Source organism: Klenkia marina, assembly GCF_900101025.1.
GTDB classification, from domain to species: domain Bacteria; phylum Actinomycetota; class Actinomycetes; order Mycobacteriales; family Geodermatophilaceae; genus Klenkia; species Klenkia marina.
On sequence record NZ_FMUH01000005.1, the window covers coordinates 139,320 to 160,682 of the forward strand.

24 protein-coding genes are annotated in these 21,363 nt (G+C 73.8%); 14 read left to right on the plus strand and 10 right to left on the minus strand.

Annotation, left to right across the window (positions count from 1 at the left end):
- Positions 1-35: 35 nt before the first annotated feature.
- The 8 genes from BLP29_RS15110 (at position 36) to BLP29_RS15145 (ending at position 5,218) form a co-directional block, all read left to right on the plus strand.
- Positions 36-590: an isochorismatase family protein gene (locus BLP29_RS15110; protein WP_092805935.1), complete on the plus strand. Its 555-nt coding sequence runs from the start codon at positions 36-38 to the stop codon at positions 588-590.
- 5 nt (positions 591-595) lie between these two features.
- Complete coding sequence (locus BLP29_RS15115) at positions 596-949, plus strand: VOC family protein (RefSeq protein WP_092805937.1); 354 nt, start codon at positions 596-598, stop codon at positions 947-949.
- A gap of 61 nt (positions 950-1,010) precedes the next feature.
- Positions 1,011-1,808 carry a hypothetical protein gene (locus tag BLP29_RS15120; RefSeq protein ID WP_092805939.1) on the plus strand — a complete coding sequence of 266 codons (798 nt, stop codon included), beginning with the start codon at positions 1,011-1,013 and terminating at the stop codon, positions 1,806-1,808.
- 30 nt (positions 1,809-1,838) lie between these two features.
- Positions 1,839-2,729, plus strand: coding sequence for a 4-hydroxy-tetrahydrodipicolinate synthase (gene dapA, locus BLP29_RS15125; RefSeq protein WP_092805941.1), 891 nt, complete (start codon positions 1,839-1,841; stop codon positions 2,727-2,729).
- Positions 2,730-2,855: 126 nt separating this feature from the next.
- Positions 2,856-3,317 carry a tRNA (cytidine(34)-2'-O)-methyltransferase gene (locus BLP29_RS15130; protein WP_092805943.1) on the plus strand — a complete coding sequence of 154 codons (462 nt, stop codon included), beginning with the start codon at positions 2,856-2,858 and terminating at the stop codon, positions 3,315-3,317.
- Positions 3,318-3,372: 55 nt separating this feature from the next.
- Positions 3,373-3,834: a helix-turn-helix domain-containing protein gene (locus BLP29_RS15135; protein WP_092805945.1), complete on the plus strand. Its 462-nt coding sequence runs from the start codon at positions 3,373-3,375 to the stop codon at positions 3,832-3,834.
- Complete coding sequence (locus BLP29_RS15140) at positions 3,827-4,558, plus strand: nucleotidyl transferase AbiEii/AbiGii toxin family protein (RefSeq protein WP_092805947.1); 732 nt, start codon at positions 3,827-3,829, stop codon at positions 4,556-4,558. The genes BLP29_RS15135 and BLP29_RS15140 overlap by 8 nt, the downstream gene beginning before the upstream one ends.
- A 426-nt stretch (positions 4,559-4,984) precedes the next feature.
- Positions 4,985-5,218 (plus strand): hypothetical protein, encoded by a 234-nt coding sequence (locus BLP29_RS15145; RefSeq protein WP_092805949.1) that lies wholly within the window; start codon positions 4,985-4,987, stop codon positions 5,216-5,218.
- Positions 5,219-5,240: 22 nt separating this feature from the next.
- Here BLP29_RS15145 and BLP29_RS15150 read toward each other — a convergent pair whose 3' ends face one another.
- Positions 5,241-5,684, minus strand: a complete 444-nt coding sequence (locus BLP29_RS15150) for a hypothetical protein (protein WP_243469997.1) — start codon at positions 5,682-5,684, stop codon at positions 5,241-5,243.
- Between the two features lie 99 nt (positions 5,685-5,783).
- On the opposite strand from BLP29_RS15150, the gene BLP29_RS15155 reads away from it, so the two are divergent.
- The 5 genes from BLP29_RS15155 to BLP29_RS15175 all read left to right on the plus strand — a co-directional run bounded on the left by BLP29_RS15155 (position 5,784) and on the right by BLP29_RS15175 (position 10,045).
- On the plus strand, positions 5,784-6,560 hold the full coding sequence (locus BLP29_RS15155) for a glycerophosphodiester phosphodiesterase family protein (protein WP_207798521.1): 777 nt from the start codon (positions 5,784-5,786) through the stop codon (positions 6,558-6,560).
- 10 nt (positions 6,561-6,570) lie between these two features.
- Entirely contained in the window at positions 6,571-7,500 is a 930-nt protein-coding gene (locus BLP29_RS15160; protein WP_092805951.1) for a lysophospholipid acyltransferase family protein, read from the plus strand.
- Positions 7,497-8,825: an MFS transporter gene (locus tag BLP29_RS15165; RefSeq protein ID WP_243469998.1), complete on the plus strand. Its 1,329-nt coding sequence runs from the start codon at positions 7,497-7,499 to the stop codon at positions 8,823-8,825. Before BLP29_RS15160 ends, BLP29_RS15165 begins: the two co-directional genes overlap by 4 nt.
- Positions 8,822-9,541, plus strand: coding sequence for a thymidine kinase (locus BLP29_RS15170; protein ID WP_092805953.1), 720 nt, complete (start codon positions 8,822-8,824; stop codon positions 9,539-9,541). The genes BLP29_RS15165 and BLP29_RS15170 overlap by 4 nt, the downstream gene beginning before the upstream one ends.
- A 156-nt stretch (positions 9,542-9,697) precedes the next feature.
- Positions 9,698-10,045 carry an RNA polymerase-binding protein RbpA gene (locus BLP29_RS15175; RefSeq protein ID WP_092805955.1) on the plus strand — a complete coding sequence of 116 codons (348 nt, stop codon included), beginning with the start codon at positions 9,698-9,700 and terminating at the stop codon, positions 10,043-10,045.
- 67 nt (positions 10,046-10,112) lie between these two features.
- On the opposite strand, the gene BLP29_RS15180 is transcribed toward BLP29_RS15175, so the two are convergent.
- From BLP29_RS15180 to kdd, 7 genes are all read right to left on the minus strand, one after another.
- Positions 10,113-10,610 carry an FxsA family protein gene (locus BLP29_RS15180; RefSeq protein ID WP_092805957.1) on the minus strand — a complete coding sequence of 166 codons (498 nt, stop codon included), beginning with the start codon at positions 10,608-10,610 and terminating at the stop codon, positions 10,113-10,115.
- Entirely contained in the window at positions 10,607-12,295 is a 1,689-nt protein-coding gene (lnt, locus tag BLP29_RS15185; protein ID WP_243469999.1) for an apolipoprotein N-acyltransferase, read from the minus strand. Before lnt ends, BLP29_RS15180 begins: the two co-directional genes overlap by 4 nt.
- Positions 12,296-12,568: 273 nt before the next feature.
- Complete coding sequence (gene kal / locus BLP29_RS15190) at positions 12,569-12,973, minus strand: 3-aminobutyryl-CoA ammonia lyase (RefSeq protein WP_207798522.1); 405 nt, start codon at positions 12,971-12,973, stop codon at positions 12,569-12,571.
- Positions 12,970-13,707, minus strand: coding sequence for a lysine 5,6-aminomutase subunit beta (gene kamE, locus BLP29_RS15195; RefSeq protein ID WP_092805978.1), 738 nt, complete (start codon positions 13,705-13,707; stop codon positions 12,970-12,972). The genes kal and kamE overlap by 4 nt, the downstream gene beginning before the upstream one ends.
- Positions 13,704-15,290, minus strand: coding sequence for a lysine 5,6-aminomutase subunit alpha (kamD, locus tag BLP29_RS15200; protein WP_092805980.1), 1,587 nt, complete (start codon positions 15,288-15,290; stop codon positions 13,704-13,706). The genes kamE and kamD overlap by 4 nt, the downstream gene beginning before the upstream one ends.
- Positions 15,287-16,801 (minus strand): amidohydrolase, encoded by a 1,515-nt coding sequence (locus BLP29_RS15205; RefSeq protein ID WP_092805982.1) that lies wholly within the window; start codon positions 16,799-16,801, stop codon positions 15,287-15,289. The genes kamD and BLP29_RS15205 overlap by 4 nt, the downstream gene beginning before the upstream one ends.
- Positions 16,798-17,820, minus strand: a complete 1,023-nt coding sequence (gene kdd / locus BLP29_RS15210) for an L-erythro-3,5-diaminohexanoate dehydrogenase (protein ID WP_092805984.1) — start codon at positions 17,818-17,820, stop codon at positions 16,798-16,800. The genes BLP29_RS15205 and kdd overlap by 4 nt, the downstream gene beginning before the upstream one ends.
- A 126-nt stretch (positions 17,821-17,946) precedes the next feature.
- Between kdd and BLP29_RS15215 the strand changes: the two genes are divergently transcribed.
- The gene (locus tag BLP29_RS15215) at positions 17,947-19,353 is read left to right on the plus strand and encodes a KamA family radical SAM protein (RefSeq protein ID WP_092805986.1); all 1,407 of its coding nucleotides are present in this window, start codon (positions 17,947-17,949) and stop codon (positions 19,351-19,353) included.
- A gap of 6 nt (positions 19,354-19,359) precedes the next feature.
- Here BLP29_RS15215 and BLP29_RS15220 read toward each other — a convergent pair whose 3' ends face one another.
- Both BLP29_RS15220 and BLP29_RS15225 read right to left on the minus strand, forming a co-directional pair.
- Positions 19,360-20,217 (minus strand): lysophospholipid acyltransferase family protein, encoded by an 858-nt coding sequence (locus tag BLP29_RS15220; protein WP_092805988.1) that lies wholly within the window; start codon positions 20,215-20,217, stop codon positions 19,360-19,362.
- Between the two features lie 41 nt (positions 20,218-20,258).
- Positions 20,259-21,344, minus strand: coding sequence for an Rv2578c family radical SAM protein (locus BLP29_RS15225; protein ID WP_092805990.1), 1,086 nt, complete (start codon positions 21,342-21,344; stop codon positions 20,259-20,261).
- Positions 21,345-21,363: the final 19 nt, after the last annotated feature.

Here is a 21,363-nt window from a genome sequence, read left to right on the forward strand (position 1 = left end):
TACGGTGCGAGCACCACCGAGACCGAGGAGGCGTCATGACGACCCTGACCGACCGACCGGGCACCGCCCTGCTGGTGATCGACGTGCAGAACGGGGTGATGGCCGCCTCCCACGACACCGAGGCCGTCGTCGGCCGCATCGAGGGCCTGGTGTCCCGGGCCCGGGAGGCCCACGTGCCGGTGGTGTGGGTGCAGCACTCGTCCGAGGAGCTGCCGGTGGGCAGCCCGCAGTGGGAGTACGTGCTGCAGCTGCAGCGTGCCGACGGCGAGGCACTGGTGGCCAAGCAGCACGGTGACTCCTTCGAGGCCACCGACCTCGAGCAGGTGCTGGCCGAGGCCGGGGCGGGCCGGCTGGTCGTCGCCGGGGCGCAGACCGACGCCTGCATCCGGTCCACCATCCACGGCGCGTTCACCCGCGGCTACGACGTGGTGCTGGTCGGCGACGCGCACACCACCGAGGACCTGACCGCCTACGGGGCCCCGGCGCCGGCCGACGTCATCTCGCACACCAACCTGTACTGGGGGTTCCAGACCGCACCGGGCCGCACCGCCGCCGTCGTGCCGGCCGCCGACGTCGAGTTCGCAGGCTGAGCGCCGTGCGCACCCTGGGCGTCACCACGAACCTGCACGTCGACGACATCGCCGCGGCCGAGGGGTTCTGGGCCGGCTTCCTGGGGCTGCGGCAGCAGGAGTTCAGCCTGGGCTGGGTGGCCCGGTACACCGACCCCGACACCGGGGCGCACGTCCAGCTCGTCACCGGTGACGCAACCGCGCCGGAGGACTCGGCGGTGACGGTCAGGACCGACGACGTCGACGCCGCGTACGCCGAGGCACGGGCAGCCGGCTACGAGATCGTGCACCCGCTGACCACGGAGTCGTGGGGCGTGCGCCGGTTCTTCGTGCGGGCCCCCGGCGGCACGGTGGTGAACGTGGCCCAGCACCGTGACTGAGCTGGCGGGAGCTGTTCCCGGTGGATCAGGTTGGAGTCGTGTCGCCGATGTCGATGGACACATGAGCTGGCTGCAGCGTGCGGAGGTGGACGCCAGTGGCATCGGATACGACCCCGACGGATGGCCGGCGTCCGTCTGGGTTCTGCACTCGATGTACGAGCACCGTCTCATCACCACGGGTCTGACGCACGACGACGTCCACCGGGAGCGGCTCGCGCGGGGCATGCAGGAGCCCGACATGATCGGTGAGGTCGATCTCCCCGAGCTCACCGTGTCGGGAGTACCGCTCGGTTACGAGAGGGAACCAGGCCCCGATTGGACCAGACTGCGTTGGCGCACCCTCATCGAGCGGTCCGGAGGGTGGCTCGACGAGGAGGATCCGGATTGGCCGTCCGAGGTGTGGCTCGATCAGGATTGGCCCGCTTCGACGATCCCGCCACCAGAGGGTTCTCTGGATGAAGTGAGCTGGACCGCACTCATCGACGTCCTCGGCCGTCTCTCAGATGATGGACAGGCAACCCGGGTAGTCGCCTACTACGACTTCCTCACGGCTCGGGACTGGCAGGGGCCGAACGCCCACGTCCTCTCCGGTGAGCTCGGCGGCATCACGACACTGGTCGACGAGCTGGGGTACCTGTTCTCCCCGTCCAACTGGTGGGCAGAGGACAGGTCCTGGTTCGTCTACACGGACTACGACCTGAACACGACCAAGGTGAGCGGCAGCGTCGATCTGATCAAAGCCCTGGGGGCTGAATCTGACCTGGAGACGATCAGGTGGCGTGGGCCAGGTGGTCGAGGTGCGAGAAGCTACCGGCAGCGGATCCGCGAAGGGCGTCCTCCGAACCGACGTCAGGACTGATCTCGACACGAGGCTGGCTAGGCTGCCGCGGTGAGCTCCACGCCCCGGTTCGGCCGACTGATCACCGCCATCGCCACCGCGTTCGACGCCGACGAGAAGGTCGACCTCGAGGCCACCGCGCGCATCGCCCGGCACGTGGTGGACACCGGCAGCGACGGCGTCGTGGTGTCAGGCACCACGGGGGAGGCGCCGACCACGACCGTGCCCGAGGACGGCGAGATCCTGGCCGCGGTGCGCGACGCGGTGGGGGACCGGGCATCGGTGATCGCCGGCGTCGGCACCAACAGCACCGCGCACTCCGTCGAGATCGCCGAGCAGGCGGCCCGCGTCGGGGCCGACGGGTTGCTGGTCGTCACGCCGTACTACAACAAGCCCAGCCAGACCGGCATCCTCAAGCACTTCCGCACGGTGGCGTCCGTCAGCGACATCCCGGTGATGCTCTACGACGTCCCCAGCCGCACGGGATCGGCGATCGGGCTCGACGTCTACCGGCAGGCCGTCGAGATCGAGTCCGTCGTCGCCGTCAAGGACGCCACCGGCAACCCCGCCCAGGCGGCCCGGCTCACCGACCTCGGCTACGAGGTCTACTGCGGCGACGACGCCCTGACCCTGGGCTACCTGGCCTACGGCGCCGTCGGCCTGGTCAGCGTGGTCGCGCACGCCGCCGGCCGTCCGCTGCGCTCGATGATCGAGGCGTTCCTGGCGGGGGACCACGCCGAGGCGCTCGCCGCCCACACGCGTCTGCTGCCGGCCTTCGACGCGATCATGGGCGTGCCCAACTACGGCGCGACGACCGCCAAGGCCGCGCTGCAGCTGCAGGGCGTGCTGGGCGACCGCCGGGTGCGCCAGCCGCTCGAGCAGCTCGACGACGCCGAGGTCGAGGCCCTGCGCACCGGTCTGGTCGCCGCCGGCCTGCTGTAGCCGGCGGGGGAGCAGCGCTCGGGTGGTGGAGGACCCCAGCGCCGATCTGGGCACCGGGCAGGGCTCCCACGACGGCCTGGCTCGGCACTGGGTGGGTCGACGGACCGGGCGGGGGAGACTGACGCGGTGTTCCACATCGCGTTCCACGAGCCGCGCATCCCGCCGAACACGGGCAACGCGATCCGCATGGTGGCGGCCACCGGGGCGCACCTGCACCTGATCGAGCCGTTGGGCTTCGACCTGTCCGACGCGAAGCTGCGCCGGGCCGGGCTGGACTACCACGACCTGGCGTCGGTGACGGTGCACGTGGGCTGGGCCGCCTTCCTCGACGCGGTCCCGGATGCCCGGGTGTTCGCGTTCACCGCCGGCGCCACCACCCGGTACACCGACCTGGCCTACCTGCCCGGCGACGTGCTGCTCTTCGGCCCCGAACCCACCGGGCTGGCGGAGGAGGTGCTGGCGGACCCGCGGGTGACCGACCGTCTGCGGCTGCCGATGCTGCCGGGTCGACGGTCGCTGAACCTGTCCAACACCGCGGCGGTCGCGGCCTACGAGGCCTGGCGACAGCACGACTTCGCCGGCTCCTGACGCCGATGTGTATCTCATCGTTGACATTCTTGGACAAATGTCTACGATGAGATGCATGCCGGCGCCGAGCCCGTACACCAGCCCCGAGCAGGAAGCCGACCTGCGCCGCCTCGGGTCCCGGTTGCGCGACCACCGGAAGGCGCTCGGGGTGACGGCCGTGGCCTGCGCCGAGTCGGCGGGGGTGTCCCGGGTGACGCTGCACCGCATCGAGGCCGGGAACCCCTCGGTCACGATCGGCGCCTACTGCAACGTCGCGGCGGCCCTGGGCCTGCACCTGGTCGTCCCCGTCGTCGAACGCACGACGGGGGAGCCGCCGACGGTGACGGTCGGCGACTACCCGGGTCTGCGGGCCCTGGCCTGGCAGACCGACGCGGGCACCACGGTGACCGAGGCCCAGGCGCTGAACCTCTACGAGCGCGGGTGGCGGCACCTCGACCAGGCGGTCCTGACCGACCGCGAGCGGGCGTTCATCCAGCACCTCGCCGACACCTACAGCCACGGGGCGCTGCTTGTTTGACCGCCCGCACCACCGGCTCGTCGCCGACGTGCTCCACCGGCTGGACGGGCCGCTGCTGGCCGAGCACAGCTGCTGGTTCGGGGGAGGCACGGCCATCGCGCTCTCGTGCGGGGAGTACCGGGAGTCGGTCGACATCGACTTCCTGGTCTCCGACACCGTGGCCTACCGGTCCCTGCGCCAGCTCGTGCGCACCGAGGGTCTGGCTGCGCTGGCCGGGGGAGAGCTCGACCTGGTCCGCCCGGCCCGGGTCGACAACTACGGCATCCGGGCCGTCGTGCGGGCCGGCGACGTGCCGATCAAGTTCGAGATCATCCAGGAAGGCCGCATCGACCTCGAGACGACGGTCGACCAAGAGGTCATCTGCGGGGTGCGTGCCCTGACCCGGACCGACCAGGTCGCCAGCAAGCTCCTGGCCAACGACGACCGCTGGGCCGACCCGTCCACCTTCAGTCGTGACCTCGTCGACCTGGCGATGATGGCGCCGTCGTCCGAGGAGCTGGCGGCCGGCGCCGGCAAGGCCGTCGCGGCCTACGGGAGCACCGTGGGCACCAGCCTGCGCGACGCGGTCGAGCAGCTGCGCCGGCGTCCGCAGCGGCTGGACGAGTGCCTGCGGGCGCTGCAGATGCACGCCACCCGTGCCGAGGTCTGGCAGTGCATCAGGACCCTCGGCACCCGGTGTGCGGGGATCGGCGTTGTCGGGTCCGGTCCGCTCGACCTGACATAATGTCGATTATCGGCGCACAAGGTCGGTGGCCGAGCGGGTGGGTTCGCCGCAGGTCGAGCACGTCGACCGGCTGCGGCGCAGCGCGTCGTCCGACCGCGCGCCGGCACGTGGAGTCGCCACCGTCCGGGCGGGTCGCCACGTTGCGCCCCGTCGTCGTGCACGCGTTGTCCTGCGACGGCACCCGCACCAGGCACGCTGGCTCGGCCCCATGATCACCGTGCCCGGTGCCATGATCGACTCGACGCCGCACGTGATCCCCGTGGTCGGGTCCGCCATCGACGGGCCGGCGGCCGCGGGCCGCTCCTCCCCTGCGGGCGGCCGACCTGCACCGCATTGCGTCACGTTGACGAAACGATGCACGGTGGCCGGGTCCTGGCGCCGGGTGTCGGGTGCCCGGGGATCGCCCAGGTCCCTTAGGCTCCGCACATGCAGATCCGTCGTCCGGTCGTGTCCGTCCTCGCCGCCCTCGCCGTCCTCGGTGGCGGCGCCGCCCTGACCGGCTGCAGCGACACCGACGGCCTGGGTCAGCGCACCGGCACGTCGAAGGACTCCACCACCAACTTCTCCGGTGACGACCCCTCCAGCGTGGAGCAGGGCAGCGTCTACAACCACGGCAACGTGGCGCCCGACCAGGACCCCACCATCCCCGACCCGGACTGACCCGACGACGGGGCGCCGCCGGTCAGCCGGCGGCGCGACCCGAGAGCCAGAGCTTGTCCAGCCGGCCGGTCGAGCGCAGCAGCTCGCTGAGCGCCCGCTCCAGCTCGGCCTTGGTCGGCTTCTCCGTCATCAGCGTCTGCACGTCCTCCAGGGCGCAGCGCAGCTGGAACAGCCGGTCCTGCAGGCCGTCGAGCTCGGCGCGGGTCACCAGGACGACGTCGGGCGACAGCCCCGCCTTGGCCGTCGCCGAGCGCTGCTCGTAGGCGCGCTGACGGCACGCCTGACCGCAGTACAGCCGCGGGCGGCCGACCGACTCCTGGGTCGGCAGCACGTTGCGGCACCAGCCGCACCGTCGCTCCTCGACCTCGGCAGGGCGACGTCGGGACCGCCGCGACACGGCCTTGACCACCGGCTCGACCACGGGGGATGCCGGGACGTCGTGCGCCGCGACCTGCTCTGCCACCACGAGCGAGAAGGTAGACGGCCCGGGGCCTGTGCAGAGCCTGGACACGCCCGCGCCGACCCCGCCGACCACCCCCGTCACACGCGGCCCTAGCGTGTGGTCGTGCCGGTGCCGCGCTTCCCGTTCCTCGACGGGCCCCTGCCGCTGGCCATGGCCCACCGGGGCGGGGCGATCGAGCACGTCGAGAACACCGCGTCGGCCTTCCAGGCCTGCGTCGACCTGGGCTACCGCTACCTGGAGACCGACGTCCGGGCCACCGCCGACGGCGTCCTCGTGGCCTTCCACGACCCAGTGCTCGACCGGGTGACCGACCGCACCGGCCGCATCGACGCCCTGCCGTGGCGCGAGGTGGAGGGTGCGCTCATCGGCGGCCGCGAGCCGGTGGTGCTGCTGGAGGACCTCCTCACGGCGTGGCCCGACGTCCGGTTCAACATCGACCTCAAGGCCGCCGGCGTGCTGGCCCCGCTGGCCGCCCTGGTGCGGCGCACCGGCACCCTCGACCGCATCTGCCTGGCGTCGTTCTCCGACGCCCGGGTGGCCGCCGCCCGCCGGCTGCTGGGCCCCGAGCTGTGCACCTCGCTCGGCCCCAAGGGCGTGGCCGCGCTGCGGCTGTCCTCCTACTCCCCCCGCGCCGCGGGCCTCGTGCGCATCCAGGCCGGGTGCGCCCAGGTGCCGTTGCACCTGGGTGGCCGCCCCCTGGTCGACGAGCGGTTCATCGCCGCCGCGCACGAGCGCAGCCTGCAGGTGCACGTGTGGACCGTCGACGACCCAGACGAGGCCGACCGCATGCTCGACCTGGGGGTGGACGGCATCATGACCGACCGTCCGCAGATGCTGCGCGAGGTGTACGAGCGCCGGGGCATCTGGACGACGACGTGAGACCCCGAGCATGAGGGCACGGCTGCGCCGCTGGCGCCCGCGCACCCCGGAGCTGCCCGCCGACCTCGAGCAGTCGATCACCGACGGCGACCCCGAGTGGTTCGGCCGCGAGCTGGCCGTCGCCGCGCACCGGCCGTGGTGGCTGTGGCGCTTCCTGCTCTGGTCGGTGTCCCCGGCCGTGTCGCTGTTCGGGCGCGTGGTCGTCACCGGGTCGGTGCCCGAGCACCTGCGCGAGGGGCCGCTCATCGTCGCGGCCAACCACATCGGCGACTACGACACGTTCACCGTGGCCGCCGCGCTGCACCGGGCCGGGCTCGTCCCCCGGTTCCTGGCCACCGGCGGCATCATGGCCGCGCCGGTGGCCGGCCCGCTGCTCGAGCGCTGCGGCGGCATCCGGGTCGAGCGCGGCACCGACGTCGCCGCCCACGCCATGCGGGTCGTGCTGGTGGCCCTCGAGCACGGCGGGCACGTCGTCGTCTACCCCGAGGGGCGGGTGGGCCTCACCGCCGACGGCTGGCCCGAGCGGGGCCGCACCGGGCTGGCGCGGCTGGCCCTGCAGACCCGGGTGCCGGTCATCCCGGTCAGCCAGTGGGGCGCCCACGAGGTGCTCCAGTACGGCAACGACTGGGGCAAGCTGCGCACCCTGCTGTCGGCGGCCTGGCGCCAGCCGGCCCTGCGCGTGCACGTGGGTGACCCGGTGCCGCTCGACGACCTCGCCGCCGGGCGGGTCGGCGACGCCAACCGGGCCCGCACCCGCATCATGGCCGCCATCACCCGGGGCCTGGTCCCCCTGCGCGCCGGGGAGCCGGCCGACCGCATCGCCTTCGCCGACCCCACCCGCCCGGTGAAGGCGGTGGCCGCCTTCCCGGGCGGACACGTACCCGACGACGTGCCCGGTGGTGGACCGACCCCTCCCCCGGCTGGCACCCTGCGCCGGTGAGCGCACCGCAGACCACCCCCGACCGCGCGCTGCGCCGTGAGCGGACCGGCTGGTACTCCTACGACTGGGCGATGTCGGTGTTCAACACCAGCGTCACCACGGTCTTCCTCGGCCCGTACCTGACGTCGGTGGCCCGGGAGGCGGCCGGGCCCGACGAGCGGCTGGGGTTCCTGGGCATCGACCCGGGCAGCTGGTTCTCCTTCGTGCTCTCGTTCTCGGTCGTCGCCCAGGTGCTGGTGCTGCCCCTCACCGGGGCCGTCGCCGACCGCACCGGGCGCCGCCGCGAGATGCTGGCCGGGTTCGCCTTCCTGGGCGCGGCGGCCTGCACCGGCTTGTTCTTCGTCGCCGACGGCCGGTACCTGCTGGGGGCGGCGCTGTTCGTGCTGGCCAACATCAGCTTCGGCGCAGCCACCGTCGTCTACTACTCGTGGCTGCCCGACCTCGCGGCCCCCGACGAGCGCGACAAGGTCTCCAGCCGCGGCTGGGCGGTCGGCTACGTCGGCGGGGCCCTGCTGCTGGCCGTGCACCTGGCCCTGTACGTCTCGCGCGACTCCCTGGGGCTCACCGAGGGCGAGGCGGTGCGCATCTGCCTGGCCACCGCCGGGCTCTGGTGGGGCGCGTTCACGGTGTTCACGGTGTCGCGGCTGCGCAACCGGCCGGTGCAGGCCAGCGCCGCGCACACCGGCAGCGGGTTCCGGCAGCTGGCCACCACCCTCAAGGAGATGCGGGCCTTCCCGCTGACCCTGTGGTTCCTCGGGGCCTACCTGCTGTTCAACGACGGCGTGCAGACCGTCATCGGCCTGTCGGCGGTGTACGCCACCGAGGAGCTGCAGCTGGACCAGTCGGTGCTCACCGGAGCGATCCTCATGGTCCAGGTGGTCGCCATCGCCGGCGCCCTCGGCCTGGGCCGGGTCGCCGCCCGCTACGGCGCCACCCGCACGGTGCTCGGCTGCCTGGTCGCCTGGACCGGCGTGCTGGTGGCCGCGTTCTTCCTGCAGGCCGGCGCGGCCGTGCAGTTCTACGCGCTGGCCGCGGTGATCGGCCTGGTGCAGGGCGGCACGCAGGCGCTGTCGCGCTCGCTGTTCAGCCACCTCATCCCGGCCGGCAAGGAAGCCGAGTACTACGGCTTCTACGAGATCAGCGACCGCGGCACCAGCTGGCTGGGCCCGCTGGCCTTCGGGCTCACCTACCAGTTCACCGGCTCCTACCGGCTGGCCATCATCAGCCTCGTGGTCTTCTTCGTCGCCGGGTTCGTGCTGCTGGCCCGGCTGCCCATGCGCCGCGCCGTCGTCGAGGCCGGCAACACCCCGCCGGAGAAGCTGTGAACGTCGTCCCCGCCTCCGGTGACCGGCGCCGGCACGCCGCGCCCGCGCACCTCACCTTCTTCCACGGGCCGATGGACTGCGGCAAGTCCACGCTGGCGCTGCAGGTCGACCACAACCAGAGCCGGCAGGGCCGCGAGGGTCTGCGGCTGACCCAGGGCGACCGGTCGCTGGCCCCGCAGATCAGCAGCCGGGTGGGGCTCTCCCGCGAGGCCGTCGAGTTCCACCCCGGCACCGACGTGCGCCTGCTGGTGCGCCGGCGCTGGGCGGCCGGGCACCGGGTCGACTACGTGGTGGTCGACGAGGCGCAGTTCCTCACCGACCGCCAGGTCGAGCAGCTGGCCGAGCTGGTCGACGAGTCGCACGTCGACGTCTACGCCTTCGGGCTCACCACCGACTTCCGGGCGCAGCTGTTCAGCGGTACGCGGCGGCTGTTCGAGCTCGCCGACGTCGTGCAGCGCATCCAGGTCGAGGTGCTGTGCTGGTGCGGGGCGCCCGGCCTGCTCAACGCCCGCGTGGTCGACGGCGCGATGGTGCGCGAGGGCGAGACGGTCGTCGTGGCCGACACCGCACCCGGGGCCAGCGCGGCGGACCCCCGGTACCAGGTGCTCTGCCGCCGGCACCACGTGCGCGGTCAGCTGGGTCCCACCCCCACCGGGCCCGGCCAGCTGAGCCTGCAGGGGCAGCCGCTGGCCGACGAGCACGTGGCCGTGCGATGATGAGCGACTGACGAGACGGAATCTCCGTCCGACTTCCGTCGTTGATCCCATCGGCCCCTCCGGGTGACTGCACGCAGCCTGCGCTGCGGATGCGTCGACGGCCTGCCGATGGGGCACCGAGCACGGACCGACACGAGCACGAGAGGACGGTGTGCCATGGGTGAGCGTTCCCTTCGCGGCAGCCGACTGGGCAGCGTCAGCTACGAGACCGACCGCAACACCGCCCCGATCCAGCGGCAGTACGCCGAGTACCGCTGCGAGCAGGGCCACCTGGTGACGGTGCCCTTCGCCGACGACGCCGAGCTCCCCGACACCTGGGAGTGCAAGTACGACGGCAGCAACGCCAAGCTGGTGGGCGGCGCCGAGCCGGCCCCCAAGAAGGTGAAGCCGCCGCGCACGCACTGGGACATGCTGCTCGAGCGCCGCTCGGAGGCCGACCTCGAAGAGGTGCTCGCCGAGCGCCTCGACGTGCTGAAGAGCCGCCGCACGAAGGTCTCCAGCTGACCTGAGCGCACGCATGAGGGGCCCCGCCGGGACTGTCCGGCGGGGCCCCTCGTGCGTCTGCGCGGGTTCAGCGGTCGACGACGGTGCCCTCGACCACGGTGCCCTCGATGACACGGGTGGTCGGCACGTGCGCGGCGCCGGGCTCCGGGTGCACCTGCGCCGGGCGGGTGCTCTGCACGCGCACCGGGCCGCGGGCGCGGTCGGGGAGCCGGTTGAGCAGCGCGCGGGCGATCAGTGCCCGCGGCAGCTTGCGGGTACCCGGCAGCAGGCACAGCAGGCCCAGCACGTCGCCGATGAACCCGGGCAGGATCATGAGGAACCCGCCCGCGGCCACCAGACCTGCGTCACCGAGGGCGGTGCCCGGTGCGCGGTGCTCCTGCGCCCGCAGCCGCAGCTCGGTCAACGTCTTGGTGCCCTGCTTGGCCAGCAGCACCCAGCCCAGTGCGCTGCTGGCCAGCGCGGCGAGGATGGTCCAGCCCCAGCCGATCGTGGCGCCCAGGGCGATGAACACCACCACCTCGGCCAGTGCGCCCAGGCCCAGTGCGGTGCGCAGTCGGCTCGTCATGCTCGTCCCTTCGTCGTCCTGCCTTCCTCAACGCGCGAGGTGCCCCGTGTGCTCCCGGCCCCGCGCCGGCGCACCGCGGGGACGACCACGGCCAGGACGGCGCCCACGCCCAGCGCCGTGAGCACCCACTCGGGCCAGGCCCCCACCCGGGCGGCGACGGTGGTCTGGTCGCGCTGGGCGATGTCCTCGACGAAGGTGGCCGGGACGAACAGGTCGGAGCTGCGCACCACCGAGCCGTCGGGGGCGATCACCGCGCTGATCCCGCTGGTGGAGGCCACGACGACCGACCGGCCGAACTCCACGGCCCGCAACCGGCTCATGGCCAGCTGCTGCGGGCTCTCGTCGGAGAAGCCGAAGGTGGCGTTGTTGGTCTGGATGACCAGCATCGACGCACCGCCGGCGACGACGTCCTGGACCAGGCCGTCGTAGGCGACCTCGAAGCAGATGACGTCGCCCACCGTGGTGCCGGCCATGTCCAGCGTGCCCACCCGGTCACCGGCGGCGAAGTCGGCCCGCACGAGGTCGACCTTGTCGCTGAAGAACCGGAAGAACGACCGGTACGGCACGTACTCGGCCATCGGCACCGGGTGCCGCTTGGTGTAGGTCTGCCCCGGCCCGGTGACCGGGTCCCACACGATCGCGGTGTTGCTGATGAACCGGCCGGGGCCGCTCACCACCGCCCCGACCAGGATGGGGGCGTCGATGGCCCGGGCCGCGCGGTCGATGGCGGCCGCGGCGTCGGCGTTGAGGTACGGGTCGATGTCGGAGCTGTTCTCGGGCCAGACGACCAGGTCGGGCTGGGCGACCTCACCGGCGGCGACCTGGGCGGCGAGCTCCTGCGTGCGGCTGACGTGGTTGTCCAGCACCGCGCGGCGCTGCTCGTTGAAGTCCAGGCCGGCGCGCGGCACGTTGCCCTGGACGACGGCGACCGTGCGGGTGGGCCCGCCCTCGGTCAGCGAACCGCCGGCCAGCGGCAGGGCGGCGAGGGTCCCGACGACCGGGACGGCGAGCGCGGCGACGACGGCGAGCGCGGCCGCCCGCAGCGAGCCGGCCCGCCGCTCGGGCTCCGAGCTGTCCCGCCAGGCCCGGGACAGGGCCAGCACCGCGGCGGCCAGCGACGTCCCGGTGAGGGCGACGGCGAAGCTGACCAGCGGAGCACCGCCCCACGCGGCCAACGCGGTGAACGGTCCCTCGGCCTGGCTGAAGGCCAGCCGGCCCCACGGGAACCCGCCGAAGGGCCACCGGCCGCGCAACGCCTCGTCGGCCACCCACAGCGCGGCGGCCCACAGCGGCCAGGCGCGCATCCGGGCGGTGAGCGCCAGGGCGCCGCCGAGCAGGGCGACGTAGAGCGCCTCGGTGACCGACAGCGCCAACCACGGGAACGAGCCGACGTAGATGCCGGTCCACGACAGCAGCGGGGTGAAGAAGGCCAGCCCGTGCACCAGCCCCAGCCACAGGCCGAGCCGGAACCGCACACCGCGGGTGGCCAGCGACAGCGCAGCGGGCCCCAGGACGGCCAGGGTGCTGAGGTCCCAGCCCGGGAAGGCCAGGAACATCACGAAACCGCCGGCTGCGGCGAGCAGCGTGCGGGCGACCCAGCGCACCGGGCGCCGTCCGTCGGGTTCGGGGGCCGCGGCCGGGGTGGGGGCCGGGGCGTCGCGCTCGGCGGACTCGGAGACCGTCACGTGCCGAGCATCCCACCCGTCGCAGCGCCGCCGGCAGGACGGCCGCCGGCGGCGGCACCCCGGCCTTCGGGCCGGCGGTCCGGTCGACTGGCTGTCGCCGGTCCCGCCGTTGTCTGGTGGCGCGGGGTGCCGCCCGGCGGTCCCGTGCGGCTGGGACCGGGAGGACCCGCAGCCGGGGATCGCGAGGTGCGACGGGGGAACCCTAGGGACCCGGGGAGGTCCCGCACAGGCCATCGGGACACCTGCGGCAGGCCGTTACCAGATCGTTACGTGTCACTCACGCTCGGTGGCGGGGCCGAGGGGGACGACGAGCGTCGCCGTCGCCTCCACCACCCGCAGCGGCTCGGCCAGCACCGCGGCCGCCGAGGGGCCGCGGTCGGGCTGGGCGCGGGCGACGACGTCGGCCCAGCAGCGCAGCGTGCGCGAGCGGGTGCCCACCCGCACGACCTCGCACGAGGCCTCCAGCACGTCGCCGGCCTGGACCGGCCCGAGGAAGCGGACCTCGGTGTACCCGGCCAGCAGGCCCTCGTCGCCGTCCCCGACGATCGACACCTCCGTGGCGACGTCGCCGAACAGGCCCAGGGTGTAGGCCCCGTCGACCAGCGAGCCGCCGTAGTGGGCGTGCGCGTGGGGCACGTAGCGGCGGTGGGTGACGGTCAGTCCGACGGTGGCGCTCACGCGGCGATCTCCTCGGGGAGCAGGGCGGAGACGAGGTAGGAGGCCACCTCGCCGGGGGTGGTGCCACGGCCGAAGACCTTGTCGACGCCGAGGTCGCGGGCCATGGCCGGGTCGAAGCGGGGGCCGCCCACCACGAGCAGGGGACGGGTCTCCCCCATCGCCTCGCGGAACGCGCCGGCCAGCTCGCGGGTGTTGCGCAGGTGCGCGTCCTTCTGGGTGACCACCTGGCTGACCAGCACGGCGTCGGCCTTCGCGGCCCGGGCGCGGGTGACCAGCTCGGGGACGGTGACCTGGGCGCCGAGGTTGGCGACGTCAATCTCGCGGTAGTACTCCAGGCCCTTCTCCCCCGCGAAGCCCTTGAGGTTGAGGATCGCGTCGATGCCGACGGTGTGCGCGTCGGTGCCGATGCAGGCGCCCATGACCACGAGCTTGCGGTGCAGGCGGGTCTTGATGGCGCCGTTGACCTCGGTGGGGCTCAGCAGCGGGTACGCGCGCTCCTCGACCTCGACCTCGTCGGTGTCGACGAGGTGGGTGACCGAGCCGTAGACGACGAAGAAGGTGAAGCCCTCCCCGATGCCGTGGCTGTGCACCACCATCGCGGGGTGGATGCCCATCTTGCCGGCCAGCTGCAGCGCAGCGCCCTCGGCGCGGGGCCCGGGCGGCATCGGCAGCGTGAACGAGGTCTGCACCATGCCGTCGCCGGTGGTGTCGCCGTAGGGCCTGATGACGGTCATCGCACGGTGTCCTTCAACGCGGTCTCCATGAGCTCCGTGGCCGGGTCGAGGTGGCCGGGGGCCTTCACGACGACGCCGTCCAGCCCCTTGCCCCGGTCGGCCGGGCGCTTGGTGATGCCGAAGGTGCCCTGGGCGATCGAGGGCAGCAGTCCGTCGGCGGTGATCCGCTCGAGCAGCTCGACGGCCTCGCCGAGCACGGTGTGCGCCCGGGTGTCCAGGAACCCGCCCGGCGGGGGTGCGAAGTCCTCCCCCAGGCCGGCCGCGGCGTCGAGCACGTAGCGGACGTTGCGCAGCGCCAGGTCGCGGTCGCTCAGCCACGGGGTCACGACGGCCTCGGTCATCATGCCGACCAGCAGGATCGACTGGTCGGTGAGCATGCCGGCCAGGTTGAAGAACCCGTCGAGCAGGTAGCCGCCGAACACGTCGCCGGTCATGTGCTTGGTCGGCGGCATCCACTTGAGCGGGGCGTCGGGGAACAGCGAGCGGGCCAGCATGGCGTGGGCCAGCTCGAGCCGGAACGACGCCGGGACGGCGGGGTTGATCTCGAACGCGTGGCCCAGCCCCAGCTGCCAGTCCTCCAGCCCGGCCTCGCGGGCGAACCGCTCGTTGAGCAGCTGGCTGACCGTGACGGTGTGCGCCTCGTCGACGGCGTCGGCGGTGGTGAGGTAGTTGTCCTCGCCGGTGTTGATGATGATCCCGGCGCGGGCGTGCACCATGCGGCTGAACCGCTGGTCGACGAAGGTGCGGATCGGGTTGATGTCGCGGAAGAGGATCCCGTACATCGCGTCGTTGAGCATCATGTCCAGCCGCTCCAGCCCGGCCAACGCGGCGATCTCGGGCATGCACAGCCCCGAGGCGTAGTTGGTCAGCCGGACGTAGCGGCCCAGCTCGGCGCTGACCTCGTCGAGCGCGGCCCGCATGAGCCGGAAGTTCTCCTGGGTGGCGTACGTGCCGGCGTACCCGGTGCGGGTGGCGCCCTCGGGCACGTAGTCCAGCAGCGACTGCCCGGTGGAGCGGATCACGGCGATGACGTCGGCCCCGGCGCGGGCGGCGGCCTGGGCCTGCGGGATGTCCTCGAAGATGTCGCCGGTGGCCACGATCAGGTAGATCCAGGGACGGCGGGGCGGGTCGCCGTGGGTGGCCACCAGCTCCTCCCGCCGGCGACGGGCGGCGTCGACGCGGCCCAACCCGGCTCCGACGGCGGCCAGCGCGGCCTCGCGGGCCCGCTCCTCCTCCCCGCCGGCCGGGACGGCGAACCGGGCGGTCCCGGCGCCCACCTGCTCGGCGATCTCCTGCAGGCTGCCCGCGGCGCCGGAGGCGATCGCGTGCCAGACCGGCAGCGCGACGCCGTGCTCCAGGCCCACCTGCTCGCGGACGACGTCCACGACGCGGTTGACCCAGGGGATCTCGCCCTCCCCGGTGACCGGGTCGGTGCCCTCCAGGCCGGCCAGCCGCAGCACGGCCCGCTCGACGGAGACGGTGGTGTGCCGGGTCGCGAGGTCGATGACCGGCTGCGCGGCCTGCTCGGCCAGCGCACGGGCCCGGGTGACCAGGGCGGGGTCCAGCGTCAGGCGGGCGCTCACGGTGCTCCTCGGACGACGTCGCCGGCGACCAGCAGGCCGGCGCAGGCGGGCCGGGCGCGCTGGGCGAGCACCCCGGACAGGGTCAGGTCGGTGGCCCACAGGGCCAGGTGCGCGGGCGCGCCGACGGCGAGCGGGCCGTCGGGGTGCTCGGTGCGGGCGGCGTACCAGCCGCCGTGGGTGGCCGCGTCGTAGGCGTCGAAGGGGCGCAGGCCGGCGCCGGGCGTGCGGTGGTCGACCGCGGCGTGCACCCCGCCCCACGGGTCCAACGGGGTGACCGGGGCGTCGCTGCCCAGGGCGATGGCGACCATGCCGTCGGAGAGGTCGGCCAGCGGGTTGCAGGCCAGCGCCCGCTCGACGCCCAGGCGCTCGGCGTACATGCCGGCGTCCCCGCCCCAGGCGGCGTCGAAGGCCGGCTGCACGCTGGCGACCATGCCCAGGGCCCGCATGGTGTCCACGGCGTCGGGCGAGACCATCTCGACGTGCTCGAGCCGGTGCCGGCAGGCCCGGACGGCGTCGCGGCCCAGCTGCTCGGCCACCTGGGCGACGGCGGCGAGCACCTGGTCCACGGCGGCGTCGCCGATCACGTGGAAACCGGCCTGCACGCCGGCCGCGGTGCACGCCCGCACGTGCTCGACCACCTGCGCGGTCTCGAACCGCAGCGCACCGCTGGTGTCCGGGCGGTCGGTGTAGGGCGCGCTCAGGGCGGCGGTGTGCGACCCGAACGCGCCGTCGCAGAACAGGTCGCCGCCCGCGCCGGCCAGCCCGAGCTCGGCGACGACGTCCAGCCCGCCGCGCTCGGCCAGCTCGCCCCACCAGCCGAGCACCTGCGGGCCGGGGGTGGCCCGGGCCAGCTGCAGGAGGCCGGCGAGGTCCTCGGCGCTGGACACCTCGGGGCCGGCCATCTCGTGCACGCAGCCGATGCCGAGGTCGGCGGCGGCGTCCAGGGTGGCCCGCTGGGCGGCGGCGCGCTGGGCCGGGTCGACCGAGCCGTAGGCGACCTGCCGGGCGGCGTGGTGGGCGTCCAGCCGCAGCTGTCCGTCGGCGGCGAAGCCGGGCAGCTCGGTGATGCCGGGGATGCGGTCGAGCAGGGCGGTGGAGACCGTGGCCGAGTGCACGTCGACCCGGGCCAGGTAGGCCGGCCGGTCGCCGACGACGGCGTCCAGGTCGTGGCGGGTGAGCGCGCGGCCCTCGGGCCAGACCGTCTCGTCCCAGCCGGTGCCCAGCACCGTGCCGGTGGGGTGCGCGGCGACGTGGGCGGCGACGGCGGCCAGCGCCGAGCGCAGGCTGTCCGCACCGTGCAGGGCAAGCCCGGTGAGCGCCAGGCCGGTCGCGGTGGCGTGCACGTGGGCGTCGACGAACGCCGGGGTGAGCAGCGCTCCCCCGCCGTCCCACGTGCGGTCGGCGCGCGGTGCGTCGATCGCCGGACCGACCCAGGCGACGGCGCCGTCGACGACGTGCACCGCCCGGCCCGGCGCGTCGCCGACGGTGACCCCGGTGAGGAGCAGGTTCATGCGTGCACGCGCGGGTCGACCAGTGCGCGCACCCCGGCCTCGCGCCGGTAGAGGTCCAGGGCCAGGGCGGCGTGCCCCGGCGTGTAGCCGTTCCCGATCAGCATCGTCACGTCCGCTGCCATCCCCTCGGCGCCCAGGGCCGCCGCCGGGAAGGAGGTGGCCATCGAGAAGAAGACCACGGTGCCCCCGTCGGCCGTCGCGAGGACCGCCCCGTGCTCGGCTCCGGGGACGTCGACGCACACCACCGTGACGTCGACCGGCTCGGGGAGCGCCGCCGCGACGGCCAGCGGGTCGGTGGCGTCGGCGACCACCACCTCGTCGGCGAGTCCGGCGGCACGCAGGGCGACGGCCTCGACCTCGTCGCGGACGACGCCCACGACCCGGCGGGCGTGCGCGTCGCGGGCGGCGGCCAGGGACAGGCAGCCGGACTTGCCGGCCGCACCGAGGACGGCGACCGAGGCCCCGCGGTGCACGACCCGTGCGGTGGCGGCGGGCGCGCCGCAGACGTCGAGCAGGGCCAGGGCGACGACCTCCGGCAGGTCCTCGGGCAGCACGGCGGCGATGGACCGGGCGAACAGGACGGCGCTGCCCCGGGCCGGCACCTGCTCGCTGCGGCCGTCCCAGCGCTCGAGCCCGTCGGTGATCCGCAGCGGGGTGAGGGTGAGCGAGACCAGGGTGGCGACCCGGTCGCCCACCCGCAGGCCCAGCGGCGACCGCTCCCCCACCTCGGCGACCCGCCCGATGAGCATGCCGCCCGAGCCGGTGACCGGGTTCTGCATCTTGCCGCGCTCGGCGACGATCGCCAGCACGGCCGCCCGCACGGCGTCGCCGTCGCCGTCGTGGGCCTCGGTGAGCTGGCGGAAGGACGCCGCGTCGAGGTTGAGCCGCTCGACGTCGATGCGCACCTCGTCGGGCCCGGTGGGCGCGTCGGGGTCCAGCCGGCGGGCGGCCTGCGGCAGGACCCCCACCGGCTCCAGCACCCGGTGCACCCCGAGCGCCCGCTGTCCCGCCGTCGTCACCTGGTTCTCCTTCGCCTGCGGACCCCGTCGGCGCAGAACCTATCGCGAAAGTCACGTTTCACCGAACGATCTCCCGTATGGTGCGGGAGTCGCGGTCGGAAGTACCGGTCGCCGCTGGAGGTCGTCGTGCTGGAGCAGCCCTACGAGTACACCGCTCGCGCCCTGGTCGAGCCGGACTGGCGGCGGCTGCCCGGGTTCGCCGACGTCACCGACGCGCAGTGGCGCAGCGCGCAGTGGCAGCGGGTCAACTGCGTCAAGAACCTGCGCCAGCTGCGCGGGGTCTACGGCGACCTGCTCGACGAGTCCTTCTACGCCGACGTCGAGGCCGACCAGGCGGGCCGGGCGACCATGTCGCTGCTGCTGCCCCCGCAGATGCTCAACACCATGGTGCCGGCCGCGGTCCCCACGACCAAGGCCATGCTGGCCGACCCGGTGCGCCGGTACATGCTGCCGGTGGCGTCGGACCGGTTGCCCGGCGCGGCCGCCAGCCACCCCTACGCCGCTCGGGACTCCCTCCACGAGCACGAGATGTGGGCCGTCGAGGGCCTCACCCACCGCTACCCCACCAAGGTGCTCGCCGAGCTGCTGCCCACCTGCCCGCAGTACTGCGGGCACTGCACCCGCATGGACCTGGTCGGCAACTCCACCCCTGCGGTCACCAAGCTCAAGTTCGACCTCAAGCCGGTCGACCGGCAGGCCGAGATGCTGGCCTACCTGCGGGCCACCCCCGGTGTCCGCGACGTCGTGGTCTCCGGCGGCGACGTCGCCAACCTGCCGTTCAAGAACCTGGAGGCGTTCGTCTCCGGGCTGCTGGAGATCGAGTCGGTGCGCGACGTCCGGCTGGCCACCAAGGCGCTGATGGGCATGCCGCAGCACTGGCTCCAGGACGACGTCGTGGCCGGCATGACCCGGTTGGCCACCACCGCCCAGCAGCGCGGGGTGTCCCTCGCCGTCCACACGCACGTGAACGCCGCGCAGTCGGTGACCCCGCTGGTGGCCGAGGCGGCGCAGGCGATGCTGGCCGCCGGGGTGCGCGACGTGCGCAACCAGGGCGTGCTGCTGCACGGGGTGAACGACACCGCCGACCAGCTGCTCGACCTGTGCTTCGCACTGCTCGACGGGGCCGGCATCACGCCCTACTACTTCTACATGTGCGACATGATCCCGTCGGCCGAGCACTGGCGGGTGCCGCTGTCGCAGGCCCAGACGCTCCAGCACGACCTCATGGGCTACCTGCCCGGCTTCGCGACGCCGCGCATCGTCTGCGACGTGCCCTACGTCGGCAAGCGCTGGGTGCACCAGGTCGCCGAGTACGACCGCGAGCGCGGGATCAGCTACTGGACGAAGAACTACCGCACCGGCATCGAGCGCACCGACGAGGGCGCCCTCGACCGCCGCTACACCTACTACGACCCGATCCACTCGCTGCCGGAGGCCGGTCAGCGCTGGTGGGCCGACCGCGCCGTCGACCCGGTCGCCGCCGAGGCAGCGGCCCTGGCCTCCCGCGAGGCCTCGGTGGCCCAGCTGGGCTGAGGGAGGTCAGCGGCGACCCAGCAGGTGCCGCACCTTCTGCCCGAGGGTGCGCTGCGGGGTGACCGCGGTCCCCTGGACGTCGGCGCGGTCGATGTCGCGGGCCCGCTCCGGGGTGGGCGCGGTGCCGCCCAGGTGGGCCGGCAGCCACCACCGGTCGTCGTCACCGGCCGGCGCGTCGGGGTAGTCGCGCTGCGCCTGGTCGAGCAGCTCGGCCATCGCCGCGCGGGTGCGGCGCAGGACCGACTGCGTCTTCTCCCCCGGTTCGGGCACCACCGGCTCGCCGAACAGGACGGTGACCGGCACGCCGCGGCGCAGCGTCACCCGCCGGTTCTTGGTGGCCACCCGGTGCCCGCCCCACACCGCCGCCGGCACGATCGGGACGCCGGCCAGTACCGCCATGCGGGCGGCGCCGGCCTTGAGCTCCTGCACGGTGAACGAGCTGGAGATGGTGGCCTCGGGGAACACCCCGACCAGCTGGCCGTCCTGCAACGCCCGCACGGCCTCGTCGAAGGCGGCCAGTCCGGCGGTGCGGTCGACCGGGATGTGCTGCATGGCGCGCATGACCGGCCCGGCGAGGCGGTGGTCGAACACCGACGCCTTGGCCATGAACCGCACCAACCGGTGCTGCGGCACCGCGCCCAGCTCGAGGTAGGTGAAGTCGAAGTAGCTCACGTGGTTGCTGGCGACCACGGCCCCGCCGTGCCGGGGCAGGTGCTCGGACCCGCGGACGTCGAAGCGGAACCCGAACGCCTTGAGCACGACCAGGAAGACCCGGATGACCAGTCGGTAGGGCCGGTCGCGGCGGTCGGGTGCGGGGCCGAAGAGGTCGCGCCGCACGACGTCGGACCAACGCACCGTCTGCATGCGCCGGACCCTAACCGCTGGATCGGTTGTGCACCCCCGGGTCAGCAGAGGGCCAGCTGCTCGGGTACGGCCGGCGGCACGCACACCGCCCCGCGGTCGGGCAACGAGCCGTGCGGGAAGCTGGCCGACTCGTCGCCGGGCAGCCCGCCGTCGATGCCCCGGGCCGCGCCGCCGGTGTGCCGGTCGAGCCCGTGCGCGGCCAGGATGGGCGCCACCCGGGCGGAGAGCCAGTCGCGGTACTCGGCCGGCACGTAGGCGCCCCGGCCGTACAGGCTGCGGTACCGGCCGACCAGGCGCGGGTGCTCGCGGGAGAGCCAGGTGGTGAACCACTCGCGGGCCCCGGGGCGCAGGTGCAGCGGCAGCACGGTGACCCCGGTGGCGCCGGCGTCGGCCACCGCGGCGATCGCGCGCTCGAGGTGGTCGCGCTGGTCGGTGAGCCCGGGCAGCACCGGTGCGAGGAACACCCCGCAGGGCAGGCCGGCATCGGCGATGCGGCGCACGAGCTCCAGCCGCGCACGCGGGGTGGGGGCACCGGGCTCGAGGCTGCGGTGCAGGTCGTCGTCCCAGATGGCCAGCGACACCCCCAACCCGATCGGGACGTCGCGGCCGGCGGCGGCCAGCAGGGGCAGGTCGCGGGTGAGCAGCGTGCCCTTGGTGAGGATCGAGAACGGCGTGCCCGAGCGGGCGAGTGCGTCGATGACCGCGGGCATCAGCCGGTACCGGCCCTCGGCACGCTGGTAGGGGTCGGTGTTGGTGCCCAGGGCGACGTGCTCGCGCTTCCAGGACGCCCGGGACACCTCGCGGCGCAGCACCTCGGCGACGTTGGTCTTGACGACGATCTGGTTGTCGAAGTCGGACCCGGCATCCAGCTCGAGCCATTCATGCGTCTTGCGGGCGAAGCAGTAGACACACGAATGGCTGCATCCCCGGAACGTGTTGACGGTGTACGCGAACGGCATCGAGGAGTTGTCGGGGACCTTGTTGAGGGCGGACTTCGCGCGCACCTCGTGCAGGGTCAGGCCGGGGAACTCGGGCACCTGCAGGCTGCGCAGCAGACCGGCCACGGTGGGCAGCCCGGGCAGGGTCTCGGGCTCGACCAGGTCGAGCCGCTGGGCGTCCCATCGCATGCACCCAGTCGAACACACG

Bases quoted from the DNA above. Each gene is read 5' to 3' on its own strand.
- BLP29_RS15110 (WP_092805935.1), top strand. From the start codon at position 36: ATGACGACCCTGACCGACCGACCGGGCACCGCCCTGCTGGTGATCGAC.
- BLP29_RS15120 (WP_092805939.1), top strand. From the start codon at position 1,011: ATGAGCTGGCTGCAGCGTGCGGAGGTGGACGCCAGTGGCATCGGATAC.
- BLP29_RS15135 (WP_092805945.1), top strand. From the start codon at position 3,373: ATGCCGGCGCCGAGCCCGTACACCAGCCCCGAGCAGGAAGCCGACCTG.
- BLP29_RS15145 (WP_092805949.1), top strand. From the start codon at position 4,985: ATGCAGATCCGTCGTCCGGTCGTGTCCGTCCTCGCCGCCCTCGCCGTC.
- BLP29_RS15160 (WP_092805951.1), top strand. From the start codon at position 6,571: ATGAGGGCACGGCTGCGCCGCTGGCGCCCGCGCACCCCGGAGCTGCCC.
- BLP29_RS15175 (WP_092805955.1), top strand. From the start codon at position 9,698: ATGGGTGAGCGTTCCCTTCGCGGCAGCCGACTGGGCAGCGTCAGCTAC.
- BLP29_RS15180 (WP_092805957.1), bottom strand. From the start codon at position 10,610: ATGACGAGCCGACTGCGCACCGCACTGGGCCTGGGCGCACTGGCCGAG.
- kamE (WP_092805978.1), bottom strand. From the start codon at position 13,707: ATGACCGTCATCAGGCCCTACGGCGACACCACCGGCGACGGCATGGTG.
- BLP29_RS15205 (WP_092805982.1), bottom strand. From the start codon at position 16,801: ATGAACCTGCTCCTCACCGGGGTCACCGTCGGCGACGCGCCGGGCCGG.
- BLP29_RS15220 (WP_092805988.1), bottom strand. From the start codon at position 20,217: ATGCAGACGGTGCGTTGGTCCGACGTCGTGCGGCGCGACCTCTTCGGC.
- BLP29_RS15225 (WP_092805990.1), bottom strand. From the start codon at position 21,344: ATGCGATGGGACGCCCAGCGGCTCGACCTGGTCGAGCCCGAGACCCTG.